The sequence below is a fragment of the Streptomyces violaceusniger Tu 4113 genome, assembly GCF_000147815.2.
Classification (GTDB): Bacteria; Actinomycetota; Actinomycetes; order Streptomycetales; family Streptomycetaceae; genus Streptomyces; species Streptomyces violaceusniger_A.
On sequence record NC_015957.1, the window covers coordinates 9,767,175 to 9,786,281 of the forward strand.

Below are 19,107 nucleotides of genomic sequence, written 5' to 3' on the forward strand. Positions count from 1 at the left end.
GAGTTAGACCCGAGTGATGAGGAGGGCGCGTGCGACTCGCGCTGGACGCACTGTTCGCTGACGTGCCCGCGGAGCAGCTCGATGAAGCTCGCGACTTCTACAAGTCGAGGGCGGCAGGCCGTGGCCCCGGCTCACTGGAGGAGCTGAAGGATGTCCGAGCGAAGAGGTCAGCTCCTCCTGCTCCTGCCGCCGATCCGCCTGCCATCGAAGAGACGATCGAAGCCGCAGAAGCACGCGTCCCTGTCAGAATCTTCACTCCTATCGACGGTCCGCCGCAGGGCGTCTACCTGGACATACACGGCGGCGGCTTCTACATGGACTCCGCAGCGCGAGGAGACAAACGCAACCGCGAACTCGCAGACGCCCTCCACCTCGCCGTTGTCAGCGTCGACTACCGGCTGGCCCCCGAGCACCCGTGGCCAGCGGCACCCGACGACTGCGAAGCAGCGGCGCTCTGGCTCGTCGAAGAAGCCGATGCCCGCTTCGGAACGTCCCGACTTGCGATCGGCGGGAGCTCCGCGGGAGCCACACTCGCCTTGGCGACCCTGCTCCGGCTGAGGGACAGAGATACCGTTGGTCAGTTCACCGGCGCGGCACTCCAATTCGGGACCTACGACCTGAGCGCACGAACCCCGGCCGGTCGCCGCATCGCGGACGAATACTTCATCCAGGCGTACGCCGGCCATGTGGAAGACCGCACCGTTCCCGACATCTCTCCCATCTACGGCGTTCTTCGCGGGCTTCCCCCAACGCTGCTGATCGTCGGAAGCGCAGACGTGTTGCTGGAAGACAACCTGGCGCTGGCAGGTCGGTTGTCAGCGGCTGGCAATGACGTCGAGCTCCGGGTCTACCCCGACTCACCTCACGGCTTCACGGCCCACCCCACGGCAATGGCCAGGACAGCGCTCAGCAGCGTCGACTCCTGGCTGCGCGACCGGATTACGCAATCGTAGGGACTGACCGCGATCTCGAAGGATCCCAGTCCCAGAGGTCGATTACGTGAGACACAGCCTCGCGCACTCCCGCCGACGTGGGCGGCAAACCATCAGGCGCGCAGTCGACATCGATCGACCGGACACGTCTCATGCCCGGCTATCGCGCGTATCCGATCTTGATTTCGGTGCGGACGAGCGGTTCGGCGACGAGGAGGTCCGGCTCGTCGGCCGGTTCGGGGGTGGTCATGGCCCCGGGTCATGTCAGAAAACGGTGGCCTTGGGTTGTTGACTGGCTCAGGTTTTTGAAGGGGTTTTTGAACGCCTTGCGGGCTCCAGGTAGTCCCGCAGAGCGATCTTCAGAAAACGAAGGTTTTTTGAAGAACTGAAAGGCGATCAGGTGACCCGGAGGACGGCGCGGACGGCTTCGTGACCGGCAGAGCGAAGGCGCCCAGGAGCGGGTCGAGCAATGGCGAGACTGGCTGTGTCAGGTCCCAGAGGGGCCGTTTCTCGGTGACTCGGGCGGGAGGCCCAAGGGGAGGAATGGGCCCCGGGCCGACCACCTGGAAGGGAATGGCGAGCAAGGCCCGGGGTGGAGGTCGCGGCCCGAGTGAGGCCGGGGCTGGCCCTACTCTGCTGACGTGTGCGCTGCGCTCGCGACGCGGATGCGCTGGCCGAGGAAGAGTGCTGCGCGGTCCAGTGCCTCGTCCGCCTCGTCCAGGACGCCGGCGAACGCCTGGAACACGTGCGGCACGTCGGCGGTGATATCCAGGACGACGTCCACTCCGGCTGCCCTCGCACGCGTGGCCAGGCGCGTGGAGTCGTCCAGCAGGATCTCGTTGGTGCCTACCTGGATCAGCATCGGGGGGAAGCTGGTCAGGTCGGCGAGGACGGCCGGGCTGAGCAGGGGCTGATGCGGGTCGGCTCCGGCGAGGTACATGGCTCCGGTGTGTTCAACGGCCTCGCGGGTGAAGATCGGGTCGATGCCCGTTTTGGTGTCCATGCTCTCGCCGGTTCGGGTGGCGTCGAGGCCTGGGGAGAACGCCACGATGGCGGCGGGCAGCGGGAGGCCCGCGTCGCGGGCGGCGAGGCAGGTGGTGACGGTGAGGCCGCCGCCGGCGGAGTCGCCGGCGAACGCGATGGTCGAAGGGTCTTTGCCGCTGTCAAGGAGGGCGCGGTAGGCGCTCAGCGTGTCTTCGATTGCGGCCGGGAACGGGTGCTCGGGGGCAAGCCGGTAGTCCAGCGAGTACGCCCCGAGGCCGGTCTTGGCCACGAGGTGTCCCGTCAGCGACAGGGCGGTCTCGGGAGAGCCGAACACCCAGCCGCCGCCATGGAAGTAAAGGATCGTCCCGGCGCGCGGCCCGTTGTCCGGCTCGACATACAGTGCGGGTCGGTCGCCGAGCGTCGTCTGCGTGGTGCGGATGCCGTCGGGCACGGTCATCTGGGCCATCAGCGCCTTAAATCCGGCTCGGATCTCCTCGACCGACCGGGGACCCTCGGGTCGGGGCTGCCGCAGCATCGCGTCGACCTTCGCGCGCTGTTCCTTGCTCATAGGTACGCTCCCACCGTAGGTGACTTCCATGGAACTATATGCTGTGGAATATAAGTTAGACTAGATGCCATGGCATCCACATCGAGCGGCGGAACGGTCGAGCTCTCAGGCTTCTTCGCCGACCTGGTCCGATGCGAGACGCGTCTGTACAACGCCCTCAACGACCGTCTCCGCGAGCGGCACGGGATCGTCACCTCGCAGTTCGAGGCCCTGCGCTACCTGCGCGACCACCCAGGGTCCCGCGTGGCGGACCTCGCCGCCGAATTCGCCATCGGTATCGGGGCGACCAGCAAAACCATCGACCGCCTGGAGAAGCAGGGTTGGGCCGCCCGACAGCCGAACCCAGCCGACCGCCGCTCCTCGCTGCTGGCCCTGACCGACAACGGCACCCAGCTCGTCGGCGCGGCAGAGAAAACCTTCACCGCCGAAGTGGCCGAGCTGATCGGAGGCACTCTCGACAGCTCCTCAGCGACGGCCGCCGCACAGGCCCTCTCCAAGCTGCGCTCCGTGCTCGAACGCAACCAGATCGGCACACCCACGGGCTGACGAGCATCACCTCGTGCCGGGGCTGCGGCACCGGGCCTGCGCGGGGTACAGCGAGCGGCCCAACGGATCGGATGCGCGGGATCAGTCGTCCTCGGCGTCTTCGATGGCGGCGGGGTCGCGGAAGGGGCGCAGACCCTGGCCGGGGCCGCTGGCTCTGATGTTGAACAGGTAGCGGCCCAGGAAGTTGATGTGCCGGTCCTTGAGCGGGGAGAGCCGGGCCACGTCCTCGTCCTTGATGTCGTTTCCCTCAGCGCGGAGCCGGGCCACGGCGGCGTCCAGGTAGCGGGTGTTCCAGAGCACCACCGCGTTGAGGACCAGGCCCAGGGCGGCGAGCTGGTCCTCCTGGCCCTCGCGGTACGCCTGGCGGATCTGGCCCCGGCCGCCGTGGCAGATCGCGCGGGCGAGCCGGTGGCGGGACTCCTGCACGGTGAGCTGCCGGTTCATCAGCCGCCGGTAGGTGTCGTCCACCGGGTCGACCAGGGCGAGCAGGTGCATGGTCTTGTCGATCCGCCCGTACTCGGCGAACGCCGCCCCCAGCGGGGTCGGGTGCCCCTCGCGGCCAAACATCCGCAGCAGGTCGTAGGCCCGCACCTGGTTGGTGATGAGCGACCCGGCCACCCGCAGCATCTCCGGCCAGTGCGTGGCGATCTTCTTTAGGTTGACCTTGTTGCAGGCCACGTCCTCCAGCGGCCCGTACCCGCCCGATGGCTCCTCGTTGTCGGGCAGGTCGGCCCGCCAGAACCGCTGATCGGCCAGGTCACGAAAGCGCGGGGCGAAACGGAAGCCGAGCATCTTGTACAGGCCGAACGCCATGTCGGAGTAGGAGGCGTTGTCGGTCGCCACCATCTCCGGCTTCACCCCGCCGTCCAGGTTCAGCAGGGTGTCCAGGGTGTAGAGGCTGTCACGCGGGGTGCCGCGTACGACCATCGCGCCGATACCGGCGACCTGGTCGTTGACGGCGTTGAGCCAGGTCACGCCGCGTTTGTAGCCGTAGTACTTGGGCGAGGGCCCGGTGTTGATGCTCTTGACGAGGACGACGAAGCGCAGGCCGTCGACGGAGGCGAGCAGCCCGCCGCCCCATATCTGGGCCAGCTCGATGCGGGACTGCGCGCCGATCAGCGCGGCGTTCGCTGCGGCGATGGTGTCGGCGCGCACGTAGTTCTGGTCGACGTGCGAGAGCCGCGAGCGGGTCAGCGCCTTGGTGTTCGGGTCGATGACCGGGGTCAGCCCGATGTTTCAGCTCTGGGAGACCAGCAGGGCAACGAGGGAGACGAGCAGCCCCTCCATGCGAGTACGCCGGTCGGAGACGTGCCCGAAGGAGTCGAGGAACCCGATCCAGGAGTGGACCTCGAACAGCAGGCCCGGCAGGTCGATCCTGGGCAGCATGGCCTCCGTGGTGGCCTTCAGCCAGGTCAGCGACTCCGGCTCGCCCACCGCGCCGAGCTTGTCCACCGAAAGACGGGCCCGGCCGCCGCCCTCGGGGACAACGATCTCGACCTTCGCGTCGGCGCCGGCCTCCTGCAGGCGGTCGGCCATCTGCCGCCATGCCGCGTCCAGCCCGCGCGCGAGCTGGGCCAGGTGCTCGCCGGCGTCCTCGGTCAGGGACAGGCCCGCGAGCACGTCCGGGCACATCGCCTTCCACCGCGAACCGTCCAGCAGCCGGGCGCGCGGGTCCGCCCACCGGTTCGACGGGGCGGCGAACACGTCGCGCCGGTTCAGCGCGCGGTGCAGCTGCTCCAGCACGCACACCACGTACGCGTCCCGGTCGACCGCGCCCTGGGGCAGCTTGGCGTTCGAGAACACCGCCCGCCGCCACATCGCGGGCACCAGGTCGGCGCCCATCTCCCGGGGCAGCAGCGGACGGTCCTTGACCCGCCGGCGCGACAGCGCGGGCAGACGGCGCACCGCCTTCAGCAGGCGCCGCCCGGCCGGTGCCGCGCCCAGCGCCTGCGACTCGCCCAGCAGGGACAAGAACGGGCGCACGGTGTTGTAGCGCAGGCTCAGCTTCTCCCGCATCGCCGCCTCGGCCGACCCGTCCTCCTCCGGCACCAGCGCCTCCACGGTCGCCACCGCACCGGCCACCGCCGTACGCGGCACCGCCTCCTCCACCGCCGCCCACAGCGCGGCCACGTCCAGGTCCGCGTCGTGCTCGGCGACCAGGTCCAGCTCCTCGGTCAGGATCTTCGACGCCTTCGCCAGGATGCGCGCCGCCTTCTCCAGCTACGGCAGCATCGCCAGCCGCTCCCGCTCGGAGGCCCGCCGCGCGGGGCTGATCAGCCGGCTCGCCATCAGCACCGCGAACAGGTCCAGCGCGTCATCGACCACCTGGGCTCCAGCTGGCGCACCACCGCCGTCAGCAGAGCCGTCCGCCGCGGCTGCGGCGCTCACTCGATCGTCTGCGCCTTGCTCAGCTGCCCGTACCGGGCCAGCGTCGACAGCCGGTTCACCGACACCCGCGACAGGTTCACCCGCCCCAGCGCGAACGCGGAGATCTCCTCCACCCGCTCCATCGCCCGCACCATCGCCGTACCCGTCGTCTTCACCGGCGGCGTCCGCAGCCGCTCCAGCTCCGAGACCCGCTTGCCCTCCGGCACCACCAACAGCCCGGCCAGCGCCGGCGCGAGCGCCGGATCAGCCCGATCGGTGGCCCGCGCCACCGCCTCGTACAGACGCCGCTCGGCCGCCGTACGGGCCTCCGACACCTGCCGGGCCAGCACCGACACCCCCGGCAGCAGCACCCGGTTCTTCCGCAGCCACGTCACCGCGTGGTTGAACAACGCCACCGGCCCCTCGGCGTGCGTCCACGCCCGCCCGTATAGGAACCCGCGGAACTCCCGGCCCCACCTCCGGTCGGTGAAGTCCCGGTACCGGAACCGTTCCCGGATCTGGTCCGCGTGCTCGTACACCGTCGACCGCCGCTCGGGGTACTGCTTCACGCACGAGGCGTCGGCGATGCCGAGCTGCCCGGCCAGGTACTCCACGGCCTCCCACCGCATCGCCAGAGGCTCCTCGCCCAGAAACCGGCCGATGTAGCGGACCGTGCAGATCTGCACCGCCATCCCCAACCGGTGCGCGTCCGTACGACGCAGCGCGATCAGATCACGGTCGTCGTCATCGAGGAAGAAGAACCGCTCCAGCTCCGGGCGCGTGGGCACCTCGGTGAACGTCCCGTACGCCTCGGCCTGCTCATCAGTCAGAAACTCCACCGGCACGAGCCGGACCGTAGCCAGCCCCGGCGCCCACCCGGCGGTCCTTCCCTGAACCCCGGCACAGCGACCCAGCGGTGTGCTAGCCGACCATGATCGTTCTCACCGGGATTTCCTGTACCTCAACTACTCACACCCGAATCCCTGATGAAATCCCTGTCGAATCGAGGAATCCAGCCAGGATGCCTGAGAATTGGGTGAGAGGGACGGGGTCGGAACGCAGAGCGACCCGAAAATTCCGAGCAGCCGAAGGGCCCTCAGGACCCCGAGAGCCTTCAGGCGCCGCTCACTCCACGAACAGTCCCCGCTCCGACGCCTTCGCGTCGAACTCCTCCAGCCGCGCCTGCGCATCCGGCAACGCGTCGCACATCGCCTCCAGCAGCACCCGCCCCAGCAGCATCGGCGCACACGCGGTGTCGAAGGCCAGGCCCGTGCCGACCGCCGCGGGCAGCAGCAGATCGCTGTGGCGGGCGATCGGGGCGAAGGCGCTGTCGGCGACGGCGACCACGGTCAGGCCCGCCTCCTGGGCGTACTCCAGACCCTCCACGACCTCCCGCGGATGCCGCGGCAGCGCGAAGCACAGCAGCGCCGTCGCGCCCGCTCGCTTCGCCGCGTCGACGCGGTCGGCGAGCATCGTGCCGCCCTCGTCGAGCAGCCGGACGTCCGGATGGACCTTGCGCGCGAAGTAGGTGAAGCCGCGCGCCTGTGCGGAGGCGGCACGCAGCCCGAGGACCAGCAGCGGGCGGGAGTCGGCGAGCAGCCGGCCGGCGCGGACGACGGGGGCGGGGTCGGCCAGCAGCGCGGCGAGATGGCGCAGATTGTCGATCTCGGACTGCACGGCCTGCTGGTACTCGTTGTACGACCCCTCACCCGCCTCCGGCTCGGCGGGGGCGACATCGCGCAGATGCTTGCGCAGCGCCGGATAGCCGTCAAAGCCGAGGGCGACCGCGAAGCGGGTCACGGACGGCTGGCTGACGCCCGCGAGTTCGGCCAGCTCGACGCTGGAGAGGAACGGCGCGTCGGCGGCCCGCCGCACCATGCAGTGGGCGATCCGCCGCTGGGTCGGGGTCAGCCGGTGGCCCTCGAAGAGCGCCTGCAGCCGAGCGGCGGTCGAAGCACCGGAAGCGGTCGACGCGAGCGAACCAGTCGAAGCGGCCGAACCCGTCGAAGCGGCCGAACCCGTCGAAGCGACCGAACCACCCGCACCGCCCGAACCAGCCGCCCCGGCCGAGCCCTCCGCGCCCACCGGCACCCCCGCCGACGCCACCGCGACATCCTCGCCCGCCGGCGCCGTCCGAGCACCGCTCACCCCGTCGCTCACCCCATGGTCCGTACTCATCCCGTCCTCCCGAACCTCGTACCCTCGTCCCTCATACCCCTGCCAGCCGGTCGAGCAGACGCGCGGCCACCGCCACATCCTCCGTCAACGGCCGGTCCTCCATGCGCGGATCGAGCACTTCCGACGCCATGGCGAAGGCGACACCGGCCGGGAGCTCCGGGTCCGGTTCCAGACCGCGCTGGCGCAACGCCCGTACGGCCGCGACCAGTTCACAGCCCAGCACCAGCCGGTAGTGGTCGGCGACCCGGAGCGTCTGGCGGGCGCCGAGCGAGGCGAAGCTGGCCTGTTCCTCGACGCCGCGGGAGAGCACGGCATGGCCCAGCGAGGCGGGGTGGGAGACCGCGCGCATCTCGCCGAGGGCCGCTCCCGCCGCGTATTCGAGGATCATCACGCCCGAGCTCGCGGGCGCGGCGTCGCCGAGGAAGGGGCGCAGCCGGGTGAAGTCGGGTTCGCTGAGCGCGGCGAGCCGGGCCGTGGAGAGCCGGGCGGTCTGCAGCGCGGCGAGCCGGAAGGCGTCCAGGGCGAGGGCGGCGTGCGCGGCGTAGAAGTTGCCGTGGTGGTAGGCGGCCTCGTCGGCGGAGCTGATCAGCGGGTTCTCGGTGGCCGCGTTGAAGTCGACGGTCAGCACCCGCTCCAGCGACTCCGCCGCGTCCAGCGCCGGTCCGTGGATCTGCGGCAGACAGCGGAAACCGTACGGGTCCTGGATGCGCCCGAGCGGCGGGGTGGGCCGGGCCGGGGCGCCGAGCAGGGCGCGCATCCGGGCGGCGGCCGCGACGGAGCCGGGGTGCGGCCGGGCGGCGTGCACGGGTTCGGCGTACGCCTCGTACGACCCGCCGACCGCGATCAGCGAGAGCGCGGCCACCGAGAGCGAGGCGGACAGCAGCCGCTGCAGCTCGGCGAGGGCGAGCGCGGACTGGCCGAGGGTGAGGGCGTTGCTGCTGATGAGCGCGAGGGCGTCGTTGCTGTCGAGCACGATGGGGTCGGGGGCGCGGCGTCCCGGGGCGGCCTCGGTGAGGTCCCAGGGGTGCTCGCCGACGAGCGCGAGACCGGTCTGCGCGAGCGCGGCGAGGTCCCCGGTGCCGACCGCGCCGTATTCGTTGATCACCGGGTGGGCGCCGCTGTCCAGGCCCTCGACGAGCGCGGTGACGACGGCGGGGCGCAGCCCGGCGCCGCCCGCCAGTAGCTGATTGGCGCGGACGGTCATCATGGCGCGCACCTCGCGCGCGGGCAGCGGTGCGCCGATCGCGCCGGCGTGGCTGCGCAGCAGCCGCAGCCCGTGGTCGGAGTCGGCCGGGCCGACGTCCTCGGTACGGTTGGCGCCCACGCCGGTGCTCCGGCCGTAGACGCGGCCGGTGGCGGCCAGCCGGTCCGCGGTCTCCCAGGCGCGCTCGGCCAGGGCGAGCGCGGTCGGATCGGGCGCCGTGGGCCGGCTGACGCGGTCGGCCAAGCGGGCGATATCGACGACGCGTAGGCTCCGGCCGTCCAATGTGATCCGCTGAGCTGTGCCGCCTGTGCCCTCGGCCGCCGCGGCATCAGCATCCAGCATGTGAGACAACATCCAGGGCAACCCCTCTCAAAACGCCCATTCCGGGTTAGCCGCCAGGCACTTCGTCCACATCGCGAGCAGAAGTAACCGGTGATTAACGCAGACCTCTTGACTTCTATTCACTCGACTATGACTGTGCATGACTATATGCAGACAGGGCAAGGGGAAGCGGATGATCAGCTTCAAGGACGTCAGTAAGCACTACCCGAACGGCACCACCGCGGTGGACCGTCTCAGCCTCGAACTCCCGGAAGGGGGCATCACCGTTCTCGTCGGCTCGTCGGGCTGCGGTAAGACCACCACCCTCCGCATGGTCAATCGCATGGTCGAACCGAGCAGCGGCACGGTGAGCGTGGCCGGGCGTGATGTCCTCGCGGCGGACGCGGCCGAGCTGCGGCGCGGAATCGGCTATGTGATCCAGCAGGCCGGGCTCTTCCCGCACCGCACGATCCTCGACAACATCGCCACCGTCCCGCTGCTGCTGGGCTGGGGCCGCCGCAAGGCACGGGCCCGCGCCGCCGAGCTGCTGGAACTGGTCGGGCTGCCCGGCGACTCCGGCAAGCGCTATCCGCACCAGCTCTCGGGCGGTCAGCAGCAGCGCGTCGGGGTCGCCCGCGCGCTGGCCGCCGACCCCCCGGTGCTGCTGATGGACGAGCCGTTCGGCGCGGTCGACCCGGTCGTACGGACCCAGCTCCAGAACGAGCTGCTGCGGCTGCAGAGCGAGCTGCGCAAGACGGTCGTCTTCGTCACCCACGACATCGACGAGGCGGTACGGCTCGGCGACCGCATCGCGATCTTCCGCACCGGCGGCCATCTCGTCCAGTGCGCGCCCCCCGCCGAGCTGCTGGCGAGCCCCGCCGACGACTTCGTGGCGGGCTTCCTGGGCGCCGAGCGCGGGCTGAAGCTGCTCTCCCTGTCCACCCTCGCGGAGCTGCCGCAGGAGCCCGCGCCCGCCGATGGGGACCGCTGGCGGCTGGTCACCTCCGAACGCGGTGAGCCGCTGGGCTGGCGCGACACCGAGGGGCCGGACGGTGACCGGGCGCCGCTGCTGCCGGTGCGGGCGCTGCGGGACGGCGATTCGCTGCTCACCGCCCTGGACGAGTCGCTGGCCTCCCCCGCCGGTCTGGTGGCCCGCGTGGACGCCGACGGCGTCCTGACCGGGGTCACCGGGCGCGAGCGAATACACGAGTTCGCGGGGCGCCAGCACGCGGAGGCGGGCCGCGCGGCCGCCCTCAAGAACCCCGCCGACGCCCCCGAAGCCGCCGAGGCCCCCGAGGCCCCCGAGACCGGTGAAGCCGGAGGGGACTCCCAGGACTCCGACGACACCCCGGCCTCCGACCCGAGCGTGACCGCGTGACCGTCGACTGGGGCTGGTTCCCCGATCACCAAAGCGACCTGGTCACGCTCACCCTCGACCACCTCTCCACCGCCGTCCCCGCCGTCCTCTTCGGTCTGCTGATCGCGCTGCCGCTGGCCGTGATCGCCCATCGGGTGCGCGCGCTGCGCGGACTCCTGCTCGGGCTCTCGAACATCCTGTTCACGATCCCCTCCATCGCGATCTTCGTGCTGCTGCTGCCGGTCACCGGCCTCACCCGCACCACCGCCATCACCGGCCTGACCGTCTACACCCTGGTCGTGCTGCTCCGGAACACCGTCGAGGGGCTCGACAGCGTCCCGACCAAGGTCCGCGAGGCGTCCACCGCGATGGGCGCCCGTCCGCTGCGCACCCTGCTCACCGTCGAGCTGCCGCTCGCCTTCCCGGTGATCATGGCGGGCGTACGGGTCGCCACGGTGATGGCGATCTCCCTGGTCAGCGTGGCCAGCTACATCGGGTACGGCGGTCTCGGCCAGCTCTTCACCGACGGCTTCCAGCGCAACTACCCCACCCCCGTCGTGGCCGGGGTCCTTCTGTCCCTGCTGCTCGCGCTGGTCGCGGACGCCGTGCTGGTCACCATCCAGTGGCTGTGCACCCCGTGGCTGAGGAGGCGTGCCTGACATGATCGAACTGCTGAAGGACCTCCTCCGCTGGCTGACCAGCGGCTCCCAGTGGTCCGGGACCGACGGCATCGCGACCCGCCTCCTGGAACACCTCCAGTACTCCCTGCTGGCCACCCTGGTCGCCGCCGCCATCGCCCTCCCGGTCGGGCTGCTCATCGGGCACACCGGGCGCGGCGCGTTCCTCGCCATCAACCTCTCCGGCTTCGGGCGGGCGCTGCCCACCGTCGGCCTGGTCACCCTGGTCTTCCTGGCCAGCGGGCTGAGCATGTGGCCGGTGTACATCTCGCTGGTCGCCCTCGCGGTCCCCGTGATCGTCACCAATACGTACGCGGGCATGGCCGCCGTCGACCCCGAGGTCCGGGACGCGGCGCGGGGCCAGGGCATGCGCTGGTACCAGGTGCTGTTCCAGGTCGAACTGCCCCTCGCGCTCCCGCTGATCATGACCGGGCTGCGGCTGGCCTGCGTCCAGGTCGTCGCCACCGCCACCATCGCCGCGTACGTCAGCTTCGGCGGGCTCGGCCGCTACGTCTTCGACGGGCTCGCCCAGCGCGATCTCGTGCAGGTGCTGGGCGGGGCGGTGCTGGTCGGCGTGCTGGCCATCGCCCTGGACCTGGCGCTGGCCGGAGTGCAACGCCTGCTGTTCCGCAACCGCCCCCCGCGCGCCCACGCGCACTGACGTCACCGACTCACTCCGGATCCGAGGAGAGCACCCCATGAACCGCAGGAAACTGCTCGGCGGCCTGCTCGCCGGCGCCTCCGTACCCGCGCTGGCCGCCTGTAGCGGCGGCGTCACCTCGCTCAAGGGCGACGGCGGCAGCGGTGGCTCGGGCGGCGGCAGCAGCCTGGGCGGCCTGGTCATCGGCACCGCCAACTTCACCGAGAACCAGTTGCTCGGCTATCTCTACGCCGAGGCGCTGAAGGGCGCGGGCATCAAGACGAGCGTGCGGCCCAACCTCGGCTCCCGCGAGATCGTCATCCCCGCGCTCCAGCAGGGCGATATCGATCTGCTCCCCGAGTACCAGGGCAATCTGCTGCTCCACTTCGACGACAAGGCCCCCCAGACCGAGGCCGGCGACCTCCAGAACGCCCTCACCGTCGCCCTCCCCAGCGGCCTGGAGGCCCTGTCGTACGCGGCGGCCGAGGACAAGGACGTCTTCTGCGTCACCCATGAGGCCGCGCAGAAGCACGGTCTGCGCAGCTTCGCCGACCTGGCCAAGCAGAACGGCAAGCTGATCTTCGGCGGCCCGGCCGAGGACAAGAACCGCGTGGTCGGCCTGGTCGGCCTCAAGGACCGCTACGGCGTGACCTTCAAGGAGTTCAAGGCCCTCGACGCCTCCGGCCCGCTGGTCAAGGGCGCGTTGAAGAAGGGCGATGTCGACGTCGCCAACCTCTTCTCCACCGACCCCGACATCGAGGCCAACGACTGGGTGATCCTCGCCGACCCCAAGGCCCTCATCCCCGCCCAGCACATCGTGCCCGTCGTCCGCTCCGCCAAGGCCGACACCAAGGTCCGCAAGGCCCTGGCCCGCCTGGGCGGCGCCCTCACCACCCAGGAACTGGCCCGTCTCAACAAGCTGGTGAGCAACGACAAGAAGGACCCGGACCGGGTCGCCGCCGACTGGGCAGCCAAGAACGGCCTCACCAAGAAATAGCGGCAGGAGCACTTTTATGCCCGACTCTCTCGACTCCCGCGACGCCCTCGACTCTCTCGTCGAGAAGCGCTCGATCGACGTCGTCCCGGACGCGGAACGCCATGGCACCGCCTTCAGCCAGTTCACCCTGTGGCTGGGCGCGAACCTCCAGATCACCGCCGTGGTGACCGGCGCACTGGCCGTCGTCTTCGGCGCGGGCGCCTTCTGGTCGATCATCGCCCTGCTGCTCGGCAACCTGCTCGGTGGAGCTGTCATGGCGCTCCACTCGGCCCAGGGTCCTCGGCTGGGCCTCCCTCAGATGATCTCCTCCCGGGCCCAGTTCGGGGTCCGGGGCGCGATCGTCCCGCTGCTGCTGGTCATCGTCATGTACGTGGGCTTCTTCGCCAGCGGCAGCGTGCTGGCGGGCCAGGCGGTCGGGGAACTCACCCATCTCGGCGACACCACCGGGATCATCCTCTTCGCCCTCATCACCGGCGTGGCGGCCGCCGTGGGCTACCGCCTGATCCACACCCTGGGCCGGATCGCGGGCGTGGTCTGCGCCCTGGCCTTCGTCTATCTGGGCATCCGGCTGCTGGACCGCACCGGCCTGGCCACCCTCCTCCACGACCGGACCTTCGACTTCCCGCTCTTCCTCCTCGCGGTGTCGCTGTCCGCCTCCTGGCAGCTCGCCTTCGGCCCGTACGTCGCCGACTACTCCCGCTACCTGCCGCGCACCACCTCCCCCAAGGCCACCTTCTCCTGGACCCTGGCCGGCACCGTCCTCGGCTCGCAGTGGTCCATGACCTTCGGCGCCCTCGCGGCCGCCGCGGCCGGCCACGCCTTCGTCGGCAACGAGGTCTCCTACATCGTCGGCCTCGGCGGCGGCGCGGCCGTGATCACCTCACTGCTCTACTTCGTCATCGCCCTCGGCAAACTGACGATCAACGTCCTGAACACCTACGGCGGCTTCATGTCGATGGTGACCAGCATCAGCGGCTTCCGCGGCAACGCCACCCTCTCCCCGCGCGGCCGGGCCGCCTACATCGCCGGGATCATGGTCGCGGGCACGGCGGTCGCGCTGCTCGGCAAGGACAGCTTCCTGTCCTCCTTCAAGGACTTCCTGCTGTTCCTGCTGACCTTCTTCACCCCGTGGAGCGCGATCAACCTCGTCGACTACTACGCCATCGCCAAGGAGCGCTACGACATCCCCGCCCTCAGCGACCCGGACGGCCGCTACGGCGCCTGGCGCTGGAAGGCCCTGTCCACCTACGCCGTGGGCGTCCTGGCCCAACTCCCCTTCCTGTCAACGGCCTTCTACACCGGCCCCCTCGTCGCCCCACTGGGCGGCGCGGACATCTCCTGGCTCGTCGGCCTCGCCATCCCCGCCGCCCTCTACTGGCTCCTGGCCCACCGCGACACCGCCCACGTCCCCGACCACATGATCCTCGCCCCGGAACCGTCCCCCGACCGCCCGTACGCCACCGAGCCCGGGTGAGCCGGACCGGCACCGCTCAGGTGCCGCCCGACTCCAGGGCGGCGACGACGCGTTCGCGCAGCGCGGCGGCCCGGGGATCGTCGTACGAGGCGAGCGCGTGCAGGGCCTCGGTCCAGTGCCGCCGCGCCTCCTCGGCCCCGCCCGCTTCCTGTGCGCCGCCCGGCACCTCGGCCCCGCCCGCCTCCTCGGCCCCGCCCGCCTCCTCGACCCCGCCCGGTTCTTCGGCCCCGCCCGGTTCCTCGGCCTCGCGCAGCGCGGTGGCGAGGCCGTCGAGGGCGAGCGCCGCGTGCCACAGGTCGTCCAGCTCCCGGTGGGCCGCCGCGGCCCGGCGGTGGAAGTCGGCCGCCTCGCCGGGCCGCCCGAGCCGCCGGTAGCTCTCCCCCGCGCCGTCCCACGCCCGGGCCTCCCGCGCCCGGTCGCCGAGTCGGCGCTGGAGCGAGGCGGCCCGCTGGAACGAGACCAGGGCGGCGTCGAACGCGCCGTTGGCCTGCTGCGCCCGGCCCAGCTCCAGCAGCCAGTACCCCTCCCACATGTGGTTGCGGTGGGTTCGGGCGATCTCCAGCGCGCCCTCGGCGGAGCCCAGCGCCTCCTCCGGCTGCCCACGGTCCCGCTGAACGGCACTCAGGATGCGCAGCGCGTTGCCCTCGCCGCCCTGGTTGCCCAGTTCGCGGTGCATCTCCAAGGCCCGCCGCACAAAGCCGGACGCCTCTTCGGGCCGGGCGAGCTCGTACATCACCTCGGCCAGGTTCGCCAGCACAACGGCCTCCCACTGGGCGGCCCCCAGCTCCCGGAAAACCGCCGCGGCCTGCTCGAACCGCTCCTTCGCCTCCTCCAGCCGGCGTCCCCGCAAGTGGATCAGCCCGATGTCGTTCAGCGAGAGCGCCTCCCCGAGCCGGTCGCCGGTCTCCCGGCGGGCGGCGAGGGCGCCCTGGTGGTACTCCGCGCCCTCGGCGAGGCGATGCGACTGCGTACAGGCCATCCCGAGGCTCTCCAACAGCTCGGCCTCCGCGGTGCGGTCGCCCAGCCTGCGTGCGGCGCGCAGTCCGATCCGGCCCATGGCGAGCCATTCCTCGAACGGGTTCAGCAGCATGTGCACGCTCCGCAGCACCGCGGGAAGCTGCCAGGCGATCACATCGAGACCGGCCTCACCGGCGGCGCGGGTCGCGGCCAGCAGATTGCCGCGCTCTGCCTCGTACCACCGCATGGCCTCCTCGTAGTCCGCGAAGGACGCGGGGGTGAGGTCATCGCCCGGCGGATCGAGCGGGATATGGGCCTCCTGGGGGTTGATCCAGGTCTGGGCCGCGTCCGCGGAGTGCAGATACCAGACCAGCACCCGGCGCAACGCCGCCGCGCGCTCCTCCGGGGGACTTCCTCATCGTCGTCCGCCGCCCTCGATTACCTGGCCGTGCCGCCGGTGATCCGGTGGCGCCGCACCTGATCCGGACACACAGCGCAAGCATCGGCACGGTGGCCACGCCGAGGTGTGCAGGGGAGCCAGCGGGTCACTGCTGATGACCACCACTTCGGCGTCCCACGTCCGGCCGCTGTCACGGGACACCCGGATACTCATGAGCCGCTGCCCCTTTGCCGTTCCGTCCATCACGATCCGCCCTTTCTGTCGTGTCCGGTCGTGATGGTGCCGTTGGCGGCCAGGCCATCGCGACGACAGAGAAGGTGTTGTTCAGGCGTCCCTCAATAGGCGTCATTTAGGTGTCATTGATGGGCATCTGGGGCTAGCGTGGACGTCATGACGACCGAGGTGCACGCACCGAACGACGCGCTGCGGGCTGTGCGGATCGGCCTGCGGATGAGTCAGGACGACCTGGCGAAGGCGCTCCGCCGAGCAGGTGCGGAGCTGGGCGAGCCGAACGAGGCCAGCAAACGACTGGTCCAACGCTGGGAATCCGGCATCAGCAGATCGCCGAGGCCGGTCTACATCCGCGCACTGGAGAGGGTCACAGGGATGCCGGTCGAGTCGCTGGGATTCGCCCCGCAGGTGCCCATGGCGAGAGTCCATGGCGATGGGTCAGGAGGCCATGACATGGCACCGAGTGCGGAGGGTGTCGCCCCTGCGTCGGCCGATACCCGGGAGGGCCAGCAGATGGCGGGAGACAACTTCAGCGGCGTCTGGCTTTCCCGGTACGAGTACTACTCGTCAGGCCGTGACGACGTCTACGAAGGCAGGCATTACGTGGTGCTCGTCCAGCACGGCAATCGCCTGACGGGGCGGTCGCTGAACGGGGCGTCCCTGAACCCGGATTCCCCGCTCAGCCTGGATCTCACTGTTGACCGCAACGTGGTCACGGGCGCCTGGACAGAGCAGACGGCCACGGATGGCTACTACCAGGGAGCCTGTTACCACGGCGCGATTCAGATGCTCGTGGAGCCAACCAGTCGCCGTATGGCCGGCAAGTGGGTCGGATTCGGCAAGGACTTCGACGTCAACACCGGGCCGTGGGAACTGCGCCTGATGGACACCTCGATGTCGAAGGCGACCCTGGAGCAGTACAGCATCCCGCCGGAGTGACCGGCTCGCGGCCGGGGCCGTCAAGCCCGAGCATCGGGGATATCCGGTTTCGCGGCGCTCAGGGTGGAACCCGGGATGACGACGAGGCGCTCGTCCGGGGCGATGCCGGCGTCGTCGGGGAGTTTCGCCCGGTAGGCGTCGGTGAGGTCGCGGCCGATGACCGCGATGTCACCGTTGTCGAGCTGCCAGATGTCGGGGCACCCGTCGCGTCCACCGGTGTTTCCGAGCTCGCGCGCCGACTTTCCTAATCGGCGCGCGAACGATGCGGACGGGTCGGCTTCCCATGCGCGGGCCATCGGTCTCTCCACTCATCCGTCGTGGTCACTGAGTGTAGGAATGAGAGTCACGGATGGCAACGGCGGCCGGAAGCCGGGGGCGGGATCAGGCCGGGGCCGGGGTCAGGCCGGGGGCAGGAGTTTCTTCTGGGGCTTGCCCATGGCGTTGCGGGGCAGGGCCTCCAGGAAGCGGACCTTGCGGGGACGCTTGTGGACGGAGAGCTGGGAGGCGACGAAGTCGATCAGCTCCTGTTCGCCGATGCCGTCGGCGACGACGTAGGCGACGATCTCCTGGCCCAGATCCTCGTGCGGGGCGCCGACGACGGCTGCCTCGCGGACGGCGGGGTGGTCGAGGAGGGCGTTCTCGACCTCGCCCGCGCCGATGCGGTAGCCGCCGGACTTGATCATGTCGGTGGAGGCGCGGCCCACGATGCGGTGGAAGCCGTCCTGCTCGACCGCGGCGATGTCGCCCGTGCGGAACCAGCCGTCCTCGGTGTACGAACCGGCCGTGGCCTCGGGCCGGTTCAGATAGCCGTCGAAGAGGGTGGGGCCGGTGAGCTGGAGTTCACCGATCTCGGCGCCCTCCTCGGTGGCGATCCGGGTACGGATGCCCGCCAGCGGGGTGCCGACGTAGCCGGGGCGGCGCTCTCCGTCGGCCCGGGTGGAGAGGGTGATGAGGCTCTCGGTCATGCCGTAGCGCTCGATGGGGCGCTGGCCGGTGAGCCGCTCGAGGTCGCGGAAGACGGGGGCGGGCAGCGGGGCGCTGCCGGAGACCAGCAGCCGGGCGGAGGCCAGGGCGCGGGCGGAGTCCTGGTCCTGGACGATCCGGTTCCAGACCGTCGGCACCCCGAAGTAGAGGCTGCCGCCCGCCGCCGCGTACGCCGCCGGGGTCGGCTTGCCGGTGTGGACGAGACGGCTGCCCGTCCGGAGCGCGCCCAGGACGCCCAGCACCAGGCCGTGCACATGGAACAGCGGCAGCCCGTGGACCAAGGTGTCCTCCGCGGTCCAGGCCCAGGCCGCGGCGAGCCCGTCCAGGTCGGCGGCCACCGCCCGCCGGGAGATCAGCGCGCCCTTGGGCGCCCCCGTGGTCCCCGAGGTGTAGAGGATGAACGCCGTGGACTCCGCGTCCGGCTCCGGCTTCGTCCACGCGGCCCGCTCGGCCGGGTCCACCGGGACGGTCTCGATCGGGGCCTCTATCGCCTCCCCGGTGAGCAGCAGGGTGGCGCCCGAGTCCCGCAGTATGTGGTCGCGTTCGGCCGGGCCGGAGTCCGGCGGTACGGGCACCACCGGCACCCCGGCCAGCAGCGCGCCGACCACCGCGACCACCGTCTCCGGCGTCGCGGTCGCCCGGACCGCGACGACCGGCGCACCGGCGATACGGGCCGCCACCGCGCCCGCGGCACCGAGCAGTTCCTCGCGCGAGAGGGAGCGGCCGCCGACGCTCAGCGCGTCGGGGCGGTCGCCGCCGGGCGCGGCGAGGGACGTGAGGAGAGGTGCGGTCACGGAACTGACTCCTTCCACAGCGGGCCGGGGGCACCCGGGGGGTACCTCTTCGCGCCCGCGCGTCTTTCGGGGGCTAGCCCTACCGACAAAGCGTCCCCGCGACCGTACCGTCATTAAGCATGGACGCCCGTGACCCGGATCTGAAAAAGGAACTCGACGCGGCCCTGCAGACCCGTAAGGAGCTGGGTGCGGAGTACGAGTCGGAACTGGTCGACTCCTTCATGGACAAAGTCGAGCAGCGCTTCAACGATACGGCGGACCGGCATGTCCGCCGCCAGCTCGCCGAACAGCAGATGGCGACGGCCCGCGGCACCCGCCCGTACGCCACCGGCACGAACCCGGACCAGCCCCACGGGATGGGCATCGGTGAGCGCTTCGCCTTCGTCGGGATCTCCCTGGTGCTGGCGATCCCGCTGTCGGCGATCGGCGTGGTGAACGAGGGCCTGCCCGGCCTACTGATCACCTGGGCCGGGATCTTCGGGGTCAACGCGGTCCACGCGGCGGGGGCCCTTTCCTGGCTGCGCCGGGGCAAAAGCCTGGAGGAGAGCCGGGACTAG

15 protein-coding genes and 1 pseudogene are annotated in these 19,107 nt (G+C 70.8%); 9 read left to right on the plus strand and 7 right to left on the minus strand.

What is annotated here, in order from left to right; all coding sequences use genetic code 11:
- Positions 1 to 29 precede the first annotated feature (29 nt).
- The gene (locus STRVI_RS39880; RefSeq protein WP_014061235.1) at positions 30 to 953 is read left to right on the plus strand and encodes an alpha/beta hydrolase; all 924 of its coding nucleotides are present in this window, start codon (positions 30 to 32) and stop codon (positions 951 to 953) included.
- A gap of 607 nt (positions 954 to 1,560) precedes the next feature.
- Here STRVI_RS39880 and STRVI_RS39885 read toward each other — a convergent pair.
- Positions 1,561 to 2,484, minus strand: coding sequence for an alpha/beta hydrolase (locus STRVI_RS39885; protein ID WP_014061236.1), 924 nt, complete (start codon positions 2,482 to 2,484; stop codon positions 1,561 to 1,563).
- Positions 2,485 to 2,553: 69 nt separating this feature from the next.
- Between STRVI_RS39885 and STRVI_RS39890 the strand changes: the two genes are divergently transcribed.
- Complete coding sequence (locus tag STRVI_RS39890; protein WP_014061237.1) at positions 2,554 to 3,030, plus strand: MarR family winged helix-turn-helix transcriptional regulator; 477 nt, start codon at positions 2,554 to 2,556, stop codon at positions 3,028 to 3,030.
- A gap of 81 nt (positions 3,031 to 3,111) precedes the next feature.
- Here STRVI_RS39890 and STRVI_RS39895 read toward each other — a convergent pair.
- The 3 genes and pseudogenes from STRVI_RS39895 to STRVI_RS39905 all read right to left on the minus strand — a co-directional run bounded on the left by STRVI_RS39895 (position 3,112) and on the right by STRVI_RS39905 (position 9,133).
- Positions 3,112 to 6,242 (minus strand): annotated as a pseudogene (locus STRVI_RS39895) (Tn3 family transposase).
- 280 nt (positions 6,243 to 6,522) lie between these two features.
- The gene (locus STRVI_RS39900; protein WP_014061238.1) at positions 6,523 to 7,575 is read right to left on the minus strand and encodes a MurR/RpiR family transcriptional regulator; all 1,053 of its coding nucleotides are present in this window, start codon (positions 7,573 to 7,575) and stop codon (positions 6,523 to 6,525) included.
- Between the two features lie 31 nt (positions 7,576 to 7,606).
- Entirely contained in the window at positions 7,607 to 9,133 is a 1,527-nt protein-coding gene (locus tag STRVI_RS39905) for an aromatic amino acid ammonia-lyase (RefSeq protein ID WP_014061239.1), read from the minus strand.
- Positions 9,134 to 9,293: 160 nt separating this feature from the next.
- Here STRVI_RS39905 and STRVI_RS39910 point away from each other — a divergent pair, with 160 nt between their 5' ends.
- From STRVI_RS39910 to STRVI_RS39930, 5 genes are read left to right on the plus strand one after another with little or no spacing between them, the layout of a single operon-like run.
- Positions 9,294 to 10,478, plus strand: a complete 1,185-nt coding sequence (locus tag STRVI_RS39910; RefSeq protein WP_014061240.1) for an ABC transporter ATP-binding protein — start codon at positions 9,294 to 9,296, stop codon at positions 10,476 to 10,478.
- On the plus strand, positions 10,475 to 11,116 hold the full coding sequence (locus STRVI_RS39915; protein ID WP_014061241.1) for an ABC transporter permease: 642 nt from the start codon (positions 10,475 to 10,477) through the stop codon (positions 11,114 to 11,116). The genes STRVI_RS39910 and STRVI_RS39915 overlap by 4 nt, the downstream gene beginning before the upstream one ends.
- A 1-nt stretch (position 11,117) precedes the next feature.
- Positions 11,118 to 11,795, plus strand: a complete 678-nt coding sequence (locus STRVI_RS39920; protein WP_014061242.1) for an ABC transporter permease — start codon at positions 11,118 to 11,120, stop codon at positions 11,793 to 11,795.
- Positions 11,796 to 11,832: 37 nt separating this feature from the next.
- Complete coding sequence (locus STRVI_RS39925; RefSeq protein ID WP_014061243.1) at positions 11,833 to 12,771, plus strand: ABC transporter substrate-binding protein; 939 nt, start codon at positions 11,833 to 11,835, stop codon at positions 12,769 to 12,771.
- A gap of 16 nt (positions 12,772 to 12,787) precedes the next feature.
- Positions 12,788 to 14,245 carry a purine-cytosine permease family protein gene (locus STRVI_RS39930; RefSeq protein WP_014061244.1) on the plus strand — a complete coding sequence of 486 codons (1,458 nt, stop codon included), beginning with the start codon at positions 12,788 to 12,790 and terminating at the stop codon, positions 14,243 to 14,245.
- A gap of 16 nt (positions 14,246 to 14,261) precedes the next feature.
- On the opposite strand, the gene STRVI_RS39935 is transcribed toward STRVI_RS39930, so the two are convergent.
- The gene (locus STRVI_RS39935) at positions 14,262 to 15,578 is read right to left on the minus strand and encodes a tetratricopeptide repeat protein (protein ID WP_251983000.1); all 1,317 of its coding nucleotides are present in this window, start codon (positions 15,576 to 15,578) and stop codon (positions 14,262 to 14,264) included.
- Between the two features lie 414 nt (positions 15,579 to 15,992).
- Here STRVI_RS39935 and STRVI_RS39940 point away from each other — a divergent pair, with 414 nt between their 5' ends.
- On the plus strand, positions 15,993 to 16,772 hold the full coding sequence (locus tag STRVI_RS39940; protein ID WP_014061246.1) for a helix-turn-helix domain-containing protein: 780 nt from the start codon (positions 15,993 to 15,995) through the stop codon (positions 16,770 to 16,772).
- A gap of 20 nt (positions 16,773 to 16,792) precedes the next feature.
- Here the strand turns inward: STRVI_RS39940 and STRVI_RS39945 are convergent, their stop codons facing one another.
- Together STRVI_RS39945 and STRVI_RS39950 are read right to left on the minus strand one after the other, a co-directional pair.
- Positions 16,793 to 17,068 carry a hypothetical protein gene (locus tag STRVI_RS39945; protein ID WP_014061247.1) on the minus strand — a complete coding sequence of 92 codons (276 nt, stop codon included), beginning with the start codon at positions 17,066 to 17,068 and terminating at the stop codon, positions 16,793 to 16,795.
- A 102-nt stretch (positions 17,069 to 17,170) separates the two neighbouring features.
- Entirely contained in the window at positions 17,171 to 18,550 is a 1,380-nt protein-coding gene (locus STRVI_RS39950) for an acyl-CoA synthetase (protein ID WP_014061248.1), read from the minus strand.
- 119 nt (positions 18,551 to 18,669) lie between these two features.
- On the opposite strand from STRVI_RS39950, the gene STRVI_RS39955 reads away from it, so the two are divergent.
- Entirely contained in the window at positions 18,670 to 19,107 is a 438-nt protein-coding gene (locus STRVI_RS39955; protein WP_014061249.1) for a hypothetical protein, read from the plus strand.